General features: G+C 71.3%; 9 protein-coding genes. 5 read left to right on the top strand and 4 right to left on the bottom strand.

The window, feature by feature from the left end:
- Window positions 1-98: 98 nt before the first annotated feature.
- Window positions 99-809, bottom strand: a complete 711-nt coding sequence (locus tag ACIBK9_RS49300) for a FadR/GntR family transcriptional regulator (RefSeq protein ID WP_387670911.1) — start codon at window positions 807-809, stop codon at window positions 99-101.
- 138 nt (window positions 810-947) lie between these two features.
- Here ACIBK9_RS49300 and ACIBK9_RS49295 point away from each other — a divergent pair, with 138 nt between their 5' ends.
- Genes ACIBK9_RS49295 through ACIBK9_RS49275 form a run of 5 tightly spaced genes read left to right on the top strand, consistent with a single transcriptional unit; the run spans window position 948 to window position 7353 of the window.
- Window positions 948-2552 (top strand): ABC transporter substrate-binding protein, encoded by a 1605-nt coding sequence (locus ACIBK9_RS49295; protein WP_397166151.1) that lies wholly within the window; start codon window positions 948-950, stop codon window positions 2550-2552.
- Complete coding sequence (locus ACIBK9_RS49290) at window positions 2549-3508, top strand: ABC transporter permease (RefSeq protein WP_357996617.1); 960 nt, start codon at window positions 2549-2551, stop codon at window positions 3506-3508. Before ACIBK9_RS49295 ends, ACIBK9_RS49290 begins: the two co-directional genes overlap by 4 nt.
- A complete protein-coding gene (locus ACIBK9_RS49285; protein WP_397166150.1) occupies window positions 3508-5439 on the top strand; it encodes a dipeptide/oligopeptide/nickel ABC transporter permease/ATP-binding protein in 1932 nt (643 codons plus the stop codon). The genes ACIBK9_RS49290 and ACIBK9_RS49285 overlap by 1 nt, the downstream gene beginning before the upstream one ends.
- Window positions 5432-6424: an oligopeptide/dipeptide ABC transporter ATP-binding protein gene (locus ACIBK9_RS49280; RefSeq protein WP_397166148.1), complete on the top strand. Its 993-nt coding sequence runs from the start codon at window positions 5432-5434 to the stop codon at window positions 6422-6424. Before ACIBK9_RS49285 ends, ACIBK9_RS49280 begins: the two co-directional genes overlap by 8 nt.
- A complete protein-coding gene (locus ACIBK9_RS49275) occupies window positions 6421-7353 on the top strand; it encodes a dihydrodipicolinate synthase family protein (protein ID WP_397166147.1) in 933 nt (310 codons plus the stop codon). The genes ACIBK9_RS49280 and ACIBK9_RS49275 overlap by 4 nt, the downstream gene beginning before the upstream one ends.
- 7 nt (window positions 7354-7360) lie before the next feature.
- Here ACIBK9_RS49275 and ACIBK9_RS49270 read toward each other — a convergent pair whose 3' ends face one another.
- The 3 genes from ACIBK9_RS49270 to ACIBK9_RS49260 all read right to left on the bottom strand — a co-directional run bounded on the left by ACIBK9_RS49270 (window position 7361) and on the right by ACIBK9_RS49260 (window position 10807).
- The gene (locus ACIBK9_RS49270; protein WP_397166145.1) at window positions 7361-9025 is read right to left on the bottom strand and encodes a catalase; all 1665 of its coding nucleotides are present in this window, start codon (window positions 9023-9025) and stop codon (window positions 7361-7363) included.
- Window positions 9026-9110: 85 nt separating this feature from the next.
- The gene (locus ACIBK9_RS49265) at window positions 9111-10055 is read right to left on the bottom strand and encodes a sugar kinase (protein WP_397166143.1); all 945 of its coding nucleotides are present in this window, start codon (window positions 10053-10055) and stop codon (window positions 9111-9113) included.
- On the bottom strand, window positions 10052-10807 hold the full coding sequence (locus tag ACIBK9_RS49260) for an IclR family transcriptional regulator (RefSeq protein ID WP_352352086.1): 756 nt from the start codon (window positions 10805-10807) through the stop codon (window positions 10052-10054). Before ACIBK9_RS49260 ends, ACIBK9_RS49265 begins: the two co-directional genes overlap by 4 nt.
- Between the last annotated feature and the right edge of the window lie 13 nt (window positions 10808-10820).

The following is a 10820-nucleotide window of genomic DNA, read 5'->3' as shown; positions in this document are numbered from 1 at the left end:
CGTCGACCGCACCAACCACCGCGCGAGCACCACCATCAACATCCTCACCGAACACCAGTTGACAGCAGCCCAAAGCCCTTAACTTCCCGGCATTGGGACTAGCCCCCCAGCCGGGCCAGCCGGTTGCGCACGCCGTCGAAGTGCGCGTACACGGCCGACACCGCGGCGGCCCGGTCGCCGGCCAGCACCGCGGCGTAGATGTCGCGGTGCCGCCTGGCCACGTCGCCTGGTGGCTCGTCGGGGGCGCCGAGGTGGTCGCGGAGCTGGTGGTAGACGTCCCAGAACGCGCCGAGGAGCTGGCTGACCAGCGGGTTGCCGAGCGGCCGGTAGAGCAGGTCGTGGAAGAGCCGGTCGGTCTCGGGGGAGACCTCGCCGACCTGCGACTCGTGGTCCATGCGGGCCATGACGTCGGCCACCGGGGCGAGGTCGGCCTCCGGGCCGAGGTCGATGAGCCGCTGGACGAGCCCGCTCTCCAGGATCTCGCGGATCTCGATGAGGTGCGCCAGGTGGTTGCGGCCGTTCTGCAGGGTGATGCGGCTGTGGAAGGCCAGCTCGTCCACCAGCCCGGACAGCGACATCCGGCCCACGAACATGCCGAAGCCGTGGCGGATGTCCACGATGCCGACCGCCTGCAGAGCCTTCAGCGCCTCCCGGACGGAGTTGCGGCTGACCTGGAGCTCCTCCATGAGCTCCGACTCCGTGGGCAGCGGGTCGCCCGCGACCAGCCCGCGCCTGACGATCAGGTCTTTGACGCCCTCCTGGGCCTCGACGGCCCGGCTGGGACGTGCCGGACGCGGGACTGCGGCCATGAAGCTTCCTTTCATCGTAGGTAACATTCCGGAAATCCTCTGTTGACCTCAAGACGCTCTGGCGTTTAGCGTCCACGTTACGCACAAGATAGGACATGGGATGTCCTACGTTCTACCTGTTCCCCCCAGGAGGCATCCGTGAGCTCTGAGTTCAGCCGCCGTGACTTCCTGCGCTACAGCGGGGCCACGGGTGCGGCGGCGTTCATCGCGGCCACCCTCTCCGCCTGTTCCGGAGGCCCGGCCTCGACCGGCTCGGTCGGCGCCGGATCGAACAAAGACCTGATCACCGCCGTCATCGGCTACGGCAACGACCAGAGCTGGGACCCGACGCAGACCGCGTCGGCGTTCGCGATGGCCGGGATCAGCCACGTCTACGAAGGGCTGCTCGACACCGACCCGGTCACCCGGGAGCCGTACCCGGCCCTGGCGACGGCGCTGCCCGCCGACGCCAACGCCACGTCGTGGACGTTCGCCCTGCGCGAGGGCGCCAAGTGGCACGACGGGCAGCCGGTCACCGCCGACGACGTGGTCTTCACCTTCGAGCGCATCCTCGGCCCCGACAACGTGCTGACCGGCAACTTCTTCAAGCCCTGGCTCCAGGAGGTGAAGAAGGTGGACGACCGGACCGTGGAACTGGTCCTGAAGTTCCCCTTCCCCGACGCGGCGCCCCGGCTGACCATCGCCAAGATCATGCCGAAGCACGTGTTCAGCCAGGCAGGCGCGTGGGACAAGGCCAAGAGCGGCATGGCGGTCGGCTCCGGGCCGTACAAGCAGGCGGCGCACAACCCCAAATCCAACACCTCCTTCGAGGCGTTCGACGGCTACAACGGCCCCCGCCCGGCCACCGTCAAGAAGATGAACTGGCTGACCATCGTGGACGCCTCCGCCCGGGTGGCCAAGATCTCCGGCGGCTCGGCCGAGGCGCAGATCGCCGACAACATCCCGTACGCCAACGTCGACCAGCTCAAGCAGCAGGGCCTCACGGTCGAGGGCGGCAAGGGCATGAACCACATGTTCCTGATGTTCAACACCGCCGCCAAGCCCTTCGACGACGTACGCGTCCGCCAGGCGCTGCACTACGCCATCGACAAGCAGAAGATGATCGACGTGGCGCTCAAGGGCCACGGCACGGCCTCCAGCTCCTTCCTCAACGAGGGCCACCCCGACCACCGGCGCGCCTCGGTCGTCTACGACTACGACCCCGACAAGGCCAGGGCGCTGCTGAAGGAGGCGGGCGTGACGAACCTGACGGTCAACCTCATGGCCGTCAACGTGAGCTGGATCGCCGACTGCCTGCCCACCATCGCCGCCTCCTGGGAGGCGGTCGGGATCAAGACCACGCTGGAGCCGCAGGACACGGCCGCGCTGTTCACCAAGATGGACCAGTTCCAGGACTACCAGGTGGTCGCGGCGGCCTCGAACCCCAACCAGTTCGGCATGGACGCCGACCTGATCCTGCACTACAACTACGTGCCCGGCGGCCTGTGGATGAAGTACAGCCACTGGGACGGCAGCAAGGACGCCGAGAAGCTGTTCGCCATGATGGACGCGGCCGGCAAGGAGACGGACAAGGCCAAGAAGAGCGAGCAGATCCACAAATATCTGGACCTGGTCGCCGAGCAGGCCGTGCTCTATCCCGTCGTCCACAACGAGCTGATGACCGCCTGGGACCCGAAGAAGCTCTCCGGCATCCGCGCCCAGCCGTACCCCGGCATCAACCTGCTGCAGGCCAAGAGGACATGACGCTCGTACTCAGGATGCTGCTGCGGCGGCTCCTCATCCTGATCCCGCTGGTCCTGGGCGTGGTCGCGTTCGTGTTCGTCGTGATGCGCTTCTCGGGCGTCAAGCCCGAGTACGCCTACTTCCAGGGCGCGAACCCCACGGCGGAGCAGATCCACCGTTTCCAGGAGGAGAACGGCCTGCTGGACCCGCTGCCGCTGCGGTACGTGCGCTTCGTCGCCGACCTCGCCCAGGGCGACATGGGCACCAGCGTGCTCACCAAGAAGCCGGTCGTCGAGTCGGTGACGACCGCGCTGCCGCTGACCCTGCAGCTCACGTTCCTCGGCCTGGCCGTGGCGATCGTGCTCTCGCTGGTGTTCGGCGTGACCGCGGCGCTGTTCCGCGACCGCTGGCCCGACCAGGCGATCCGGGTCGTGTCGCTGGTCGGCGTGGCGGCTCCGGCGTTCTGGCTGGCGCTGCTGATGATCCAGTGGCTGGCGGTCGGCGAGGGGCTGTTCCCGACCGGCGGCTACATCAACCCCGCCGACTCCCTCACCGGCTGGCTGCAGTCGATGACGCTGCCCGCGCTGTCGTTGTCGCTGCCGATCGCCGCCCAGCTCACCCGCATCATCCGCACGTCGATGGTCGAGGAGCTGGACCGGGACTACGTGCGCACCGCGATCGGCAGCGGCCTGCCGATGATCGTCGTGGTCGGCCGCAACGTGCTGCGCAACGCGCTGATCAACCCGCTGACCGTGCTCGGCCTGCGCATCGGCTATCTGATCGGCGGCACGGTGGTCATCGAGACGATCTACGGCCTGCCCGGCATGGGCCAGCTCATGATCAACGCGGTGCGCGACGGCGACCCGGCCGTGGTGCAGGGCGTCGTGCTCACCATCGCGATCGGCTTCATGGTGGTCAACCTGGTCGTCGACATCCTCTACCTGCTGGTCAACCCCCGCCTGAGGAGTGCCGCCTGATGAGAAGCGGACTCGCCGAACGCCTGTCCAGGCCCGGCGTCGCCTTCCGGCGGCTGCCCGCGGCGTCGTGGCCGGCGGTCGCCGTCGTCGTCCTGGTCGTGCTGGCCGCCCTGTTCGCGCCGCTGTTCGCGCCGCACTCGCCGTACTTCCAGGAGGCCGCCGGCGGCGGCCCGTCGGCCGCGCACTGGATGGGCCTGGACAGTGCCAACCGCGACATCCTGTCCCGGCTCCTGTACGGCGCCCGCTGGTCGCTGATCATCGGCCTCGGCGCCACCGGCCTCGCCCTGGTCGCCGGGGCGGTCGTCGGCGCGGTCGCGGCCACCTCGCGCCGGGCGGTGGACGAGACCGTCATGCGGGTGCTCGACGTGATCATGGCCTTCCCCGGCATCGCGCTGGCCGCCGTGCTGGTCGCGGTGTTCGGCGGCAGCATCCCGGTGCTGGTCATGGCCATGGCCTTCCTCTACATGCCGTCCGTGGCCAGGGTCGTGCGGGCCAACGTGATCGCCCAGTACGGCGAGGACTACGTGGCGGCCGAGCGCGTCATCGGCGCGCGCACGCCGTACATCGTGCTCAGGCACGTCGCGGTCAACTGCGCGGCGCCCGTGCTGGTGTTCTGCACGGTGATGGTGGCCGACGCGATCGTGTTCGAGGCGTCGCTGTCGTTCATCGGCGCCGGCGTACGGCCGCCGAACCCGTCGTGGGGCAGCGTCATCGCCGACGGCAAGAACCTGGTGCTGCTCGGCGGCTGGTGGGCCACGGTCTTCCCCGGCCTGCTGATCCTGCTCACCGTGCTGGCCCTGAACATCCTGTCCGAGGGCATCTCCGACGCCTGGGCCGCCCCGGTACGCAGGGCCGCCCCCAGGAAGGACGACGCCTACGAGCAGGCCGCCCCCGGCGCCGGCCAGGTCGTCGAGCTGCCCGGCCTGGCCGAGGCCGCCCGCCGGCTGGCCGGACGCGCCCGCCCGCTGCCGCAAGGACAGCCGATCCTCAGCGTCGAACGCCTGCGAATCGGCTTCGACCGCGGCGTGGACATCGTGGACGGCGTCGGCTTCGAGGTCTGGCCCGGCGAGGTCGTCGGCCTGGTCGGCGAGTCCGGCTGCGGCAAGTCGCTGACCGCCCTGACCGTCATGGGCCTGCAACCGCGCCAGGCCCGGGTCGGCGGCCACGTGCGCTTCGACCAGAAGGAGCTGCTCGCGCTGCCGCGCCGGGCCCGCCGCCGCCTGCTCGGCCACGAGATGGCGATGATCTACCAGGACGCGCTGTCCTCGCTCAACCCGGCCATGACCATCAGGGCCCAGCTCAGGCAGCTCACCCGCAGGGGCGGCCGGCGTACCCCGGCCGAGCTGCTGGAACTCGTCGGCCTCGACGCCCGTCGCACCCTGTCCGCCTATCCGCACGAGCTGTCGGGCGGCCAGCGGCAACGGGTGCTGATCGCGATGGCGCTCTCCCGCGACCCCAAGCTGATCGTCGCCGACGAGCCGACGACCGCGCTCGACGTGACCGTCCAGGCGCAGGTCATCGAGCTGCTGCTGCGGCTGCGCGAGGAGCTGGGGTTCGCGCTGATCCTGGTCTCGCACGACCTGGCCCTGGTCGCCGACGTCACCGACCGCGTCGTCGTCATGTACGGCGGCCAGATCGTCGAGACCGGCGCCACCGCCGCCCTGGTCGGCGAGCCCGCCCACCACTACGCGCGGGGGCTGCTCGGCTCGGTGTTGTCGCTGGAGTCGGGGGCCGAGCGGCTGACCCAGATCCCCGGCGTGGTGCCCGCGCCCGCCGACTTCCCGGCCGGATGCAGGTTCGCCGACCGGTGCCCGATGGCCACCGGCGTGTGCCGTACGCAGACCCCGGTACTGGCAGGACAGGCCAGGCGGCACGCGGTGGCCTGCCACCACCCGGCGGTCGAACTCGCAGGGAGTGAGACACGTGCTTGAGCTGAACGACGTGCACGTCGTGCACAAGGCCCGCTCGGGAGGGCTGTTCGCGCGGGACCGCGTGCACGCCCTGACCGCCGCCTCGCTGACCGTCGCGCCCGGCGAGACCGTCGGGATCGTGGGCGAGTCGGGCTGCGGGAAGTCCACGCTGGCCAAGGTGCTGGTCGGGCTGCAGCGGCCGACCGCGGGGAACGTGCGCCTGAACGGCCGCGACCTGTGGACGCTGAAGCAGGACGAGCGGCGCGCGCTCGTCGGCGGCGGCGTCGGGCTGATCTTCCAGGACCCGTCCACGGCGCTCAACCGGCGGCTGCCGGTCGGGCGGATCCTGCGCGACCCGCTCGACGTGCACCGCCGGGGCACCCCCGGCGAGCGCGAGGCCCGCGTGCGCGAGCTGCTGGACCTGGTCGGCCTGCCCGCCGGCGTCGCCGGCGCGCTGCCCGGCCAGCTCTCCGGCGGTCAGCGGCAGCGGGTGGCCGTGGCCAGGGCGCTCGCGCTCGAACCGCGGCTGGTCGTCGCCGACGAGCCCACCAGCGCCCTGGACGTGTCGGTCCGCGCCCAGATCCTCAACCTGCTGCTCGACCTCAAGGACCGGCTCGGGCTGGCGATGGTGTTCATCTCGCACGACATCCAGACCGTGCGCCGGATGAGCGACCGCGTGGTCACCATGTACCTGGGCAGGATCGTCGAGCAGACGCCCGCGCGGTCGGTGCCGGGGCGGGCCAGGCATCCGTACACGCGGGCGCTGTTCTCGGCCACCCCCGGGCTGATCTCGCCCATCACCCCGATCCCGCTGGTCGGCGCGGTGCCGTCGGCCACCAGGCCGCCGAGCGGCTGCCCGTTCCGCACCCGGTGCTGGCGGGCCGACGACCTGTGCGCGGCCGAGATGCCAGCCGCCACGCGGGCCGGGGACGACCACCTCTTCCACTGCCACCACCCGGTGGCGGCCGGAGCCACCGACCTAGAGCTGATCCAGGAGCACTCATGACAGATCCCGATGTCGCCGGGGCCGCGACGGTGACCGGCGTGATCCCCCCGGTCTGCACCCCGTTCACCCCCGGCCACGAGGTGGACGCCGCCTCCCTGACCCGGCTGGTGGACCACCTGCTGGAGGGCGGGGTGGACGCGCTGTTCGTGCTCGGCTCCTCCTCGGAGGTGGCCTACCTGACCGACGCCCAGCGGCGGGTGGTACTGGACACGGTCGTCGGGCACGTCGGCGGCCAGGTGCCGGTGCTGGCCGGGGTGATCGACATGACCACGCCGCGGGTGCTCGAACACGCCCGCGTCGCGGCGGCGGCGGGGGCGTCCGGGCTGGTGGCGACCGCGCCGTTCTACACGCGCACCCATCCCGAGGAGATCCGCACCCACTTCCGGACGATCGCCGCCCGCAGCGGCCTGCCGGTCTACGCCTACGACCTGCCGGTCAGCGTGCACACCAAGCTGAGCGCCGATCTGCTGCTCGACCTGGCCGCCGAGGGCGCGCTCGCCGGGGTCAAGGACTCCAGCGGCGACGACGGCGGGCTGCGCCAGGTCATCCTGGGCCGCCGGGCGCCGTTCAGCGTGCTCACCGGGTCGGAGGTGACCGTGGACTCCGCGCTGTGGATGGGCGCCGACGGCGTCGTGCCCGGCCTCGGCAACGTGGACCCCCATGGGTACGCCGAGCTGTACCGGGCCGCCACCCGCGGCGACTGGGCGGCGGCCAGGGCCGAGCAGGAACGCCTGGTCAGGCTGTTCGAGATCGTCCGGGTCGGCGCGGGCCGCATGGGCGGCAGCTCGGCGGGGCTGGGCGCGTTCAAGGCCGCCCTGCACCTGCGGGGCGTCATCGACTGCCCGCTCACCGCGCTGCCGCAGATCCCGCTGAACGACGACGAGACCGGCCGGGTCGGCAAGCTGCTGGCCGCCGCCGGGCTGCTGTAGCCGTCGTTCAGAGGCCGTCGGCGTGGGCGGCCCGCTCGTTCGGCACGCAGTGGGTCATCTTCAGGCCCTCCACGTCGCGCGGTCCGTTGCGCCCGAGCTTGACCAGGCGCTCCCGGTCCTCGTCGGTGAGGTCCTGGCTCGCCAGCGGCTCCAGGTGGGCGACGTCGTCCGGGGTGATGCCGAGGCCCTCGCCGACGCGCAGGCCGAGGTCGTCCTCCACGAGCAGGAAGTGCCAGACCATGCGCTCCTGGATGCGCCGGTCGCACTGGCTGAGCGCGTCGACGAAGTTGCGCACCAGGTCGTCGCGCTCCCACTGCTCCATGAGCAGGTAGCGCTGGCCGGCCTGCTTGTAGTCGTTGGTCCGCGGGATGCGCCTGCGCATGAGCCGGCCGCTGATGACCGGGCCCTCCTCGTCGAGGGTCGGGTACTCGGCCTCGCGCAGGCCGCCGCGCAGCGAGGGCTCGTAGTTGATGTGCGGGTCCTCGCCGCCGGTGTCGACGAAGTACGCCATCTGGCCGTCGCGCTGGTTGGTCCTGATGGGCGCGTTCCTGGCCTGGTTGACCGGGAGTTGCAGGTAGTTCGGGCCGACCCGGTAGCGCTGGGTGTCGCTGTAGGAGAACGTCCGGCCGACCAGCATCTTGTCGTCGGAGAAGTCGAGGCCGTCCACCAGGACGCCGGTGCCGAAGGCGGCCTGCTCGTTCTCGGCGAACTGGTTCTCGACGTTGCGGTTGAGCACCAGGCGGCCGACCGGCCTGGCCGGGAACTCGTTCTCCGGCCACACCTTGGTGTCGTCGAGCGGGTCGAAGTCCAGCTCGGGGTGCTCCTCGTCGCTCATCAGCTGGACCAGCAGCTCCCACTCGGGGAAGTCGCCGCGCTCGATGGCGTCGTGCAGGTCCTTCGTCGCGTGCCCGAGGTCGCCCGCCTGGACGACCGCCGCGTCCGCCGCGGTCATGCTGCGCACGCCCTGCTTGGGCATCCAGTGGTACTTGACCAGGAACGTCTCGCCCTGCTGGTTGACCCACTTGTAGGTGTTCACGCCGAATCCCTGCATGTGCCGGTAGTCGGCGGGGATGCCGCGCGGGCTGAACAGGTTGACCAGCATGTGCATCGACTCGGGCGTCTGGGACATGAAGTCGAAGATGCGGTTCGGGTCCTGCCGGAAGGTCACCGGGTCGGGCTTGAGCGAGTGGATGACGTCGGGGAACTTGATGGCGTCCCTGATGAAGAAGACGGCCAGGTTGTTGCCCACGAGGTCCCAGTTGCCGTCCTCGGTGTAGAACTTGATCGCGAACCCGCGCGGGTCGCGGGCGGTCTCGGCGGAGTCCCGGCCGCCGATCACGGTGGAGAAGCGCAGCGCCACGTCGGTGCGCTTGCCGGCCTCCTGGAACAGCTTGGCCCTGGTGTAGCGGCTGACCGGCTCGTCGCCGATCTTGCCGTACGCCTCGAAGTAGCCGTAGCTCAGCGCGCCCCTGGCGTGCACCACCCGTTCGGGGATGCGTTCGCGGTCGAAGTGACTGATCTTCTCCAGGAACTGGTAGTTCTCCAGCGTCGCCGGTCCGCGCGGGCCGACCGTCCGCTGGTTCTGGTTGTCGTAGACGGCATGCCCTTGTCGGTTGGTGAGCACCTCGCGCTCGTCGTTCGACTGCGGACCCTTGCTGGAGACGTCTGTCATCGCACTGTTCCTCTCCCCGGACGAGATCTTCCCCGGCTGCCCTCAAGAACGGGTCGAAAACGGGCAAAACCTCGTCCTCGGGCGGCTACCTGCTCACGTCGTCGGCGGCCCGGCCGAGCAGGCCCAGGTCGGACCGGCGGGGCAGGCTCTCCCAGTCGCCCTGCGAGGTCACCGCGAACGCGCCCGCCGCGCAGGCGCTGTCCAGCCGCCGTTCCGGAGCGGCCCCGGCCAGCCAGTCCGCCAGCCAGCCGGCCGCGAACGCGTCCCCGGCGCCCACCGGGTCCACCTCGGTCACCCGGTACGGCCGCGCCCGCCGCAGCACCCCGCCGGACAGCTCCAGCGCGCCCGCCGACCCCGACTTGACCAGCACGTACGAGGGCCCGAGCGCGGCCAGCGCCTTGGCCAGCTCCGCCGGGTCCTCGACGTCGGCGACCAGGCGGCCCTCCGGCACGGTCGCGAACAGCACGTCCACGCCGCCGATCGTCTCGCGCAGCCAGGCGCCCGCCTCCTCCGGCGTCCACAGGGCCCGCCGGTAGTTGACGTCCAGCGAGACGAGCACGCCGGCCGCCCGCGCCACGGCGACGGCGTGCGCCACGGTCTCCCGGGCCGACGCCGACAGCGCCGGGGTGATCGCGGAGACGTGCAGCACGCGGGCCGAGGCGATCAGCGCCGGATCCAGGTCGGCCGGCCGCAGCCGGGAGCCGGCGCTGTCCTTGCGGTAGTACCGCACGTCCACGAGGTCGGCCGTGCGCCGGCCCTTGATCATCAGTCCGGTGGGGGCGTCCGGGTCGGTGATCGCGCGCACGTCCACGCCCTCGCCGGCGAGCGTGGCCCGGATCAGGTCGCCGAACTCGTCGTCGCCCACCCGTCCGGCCCACGTCGCCCGGTGGCCGAGCCGGGTCACGCCGATCGCCACGTTCGACTCGGCGCCGCCGAGGCCCAGGTCGAAGTCGCGGGCGAAGCGCAGCGGCCCGGTACGCCGGGCGCCGAACAGCGCCATGGTCTCGCCGAAGGTCACCAGTTCGGTCATGTGGTCGGCCTGCCCAGCTTTCTGGAGATCCGCGACGCCGCCCCGGCCACCAGCGGCCCGAGCTCCCGCACCCGCGCGGCGGTGATCCGCGAGGTGAGCCCGGAGACCGAGACGGCGGCGACGACGGCGTCGTTGTGGTTGAAGATCGGCGCGGCGACGCAGCGCACCTCGGGCTCGTTCTCGCGGTCGTCCACCGCGTAGCCGCGCCGCCGGACGTGGGTCAGTTCGGCGCGCAGCCGGTCGGGGTCGGTGATGGTGTGCTTGGTGATCGGGTCGAGCGCCAGCCCGGCCAGCGCCTCCTCCGGCTGCCAGGCCAGGATCGCCTTGCCGACCGCCGTGGCGTGCACCGGGCCGCGGCTGCCGATGCGCGAGGCCATGCGCACGTTCGTCTCGTTCTCCACCTTGTCGATGTAGACGACGTGCGGGTGGTCGTAGACGACCAGGTGGACGGTCTCGCGCACCTCGCTCATCAGCCGGTGCGACTCCTCGGCGGCGACCGCGCGCAGGTCCAGCGTGGCCAGGTACGCCTGCCCGAGCTGGAGGGTGCCGTGTCCCAGCCGGTACGCCCCGGTCCTGCGGTCGCGTTCGAGCAGCCTGGCCTCCACGAGCGGGACGGTCAGCCGCAGCACCGTGCTCTTGGACAGGCCCACGGCCTCGGCGAGCTGGGTGAGCGACAGGCCGGTGTGGCCGCGTACGTGGTCCAGGACGGCCAGGGCGCGCCGGAGCGAGGCGGACTGGTTGCGGTCAGGCACGCAAGTCACCATA

This window comes from Nonomuraea sp. NPDC050227 (assembly GCF_044459705.1).
In the GTDB taxonomy this organism is placed as follows: domain Bacteria; phylum Actinomycetota; class Actinomycetes; order Streptosporangiales; family Streptosporangiaceae; genus Nonomuraea.
The sequence above is the reverse complement of the archived record's forward strand: the minus strand, read 5'-3'. Positions and strand labels throughout refer to the sequence as shown.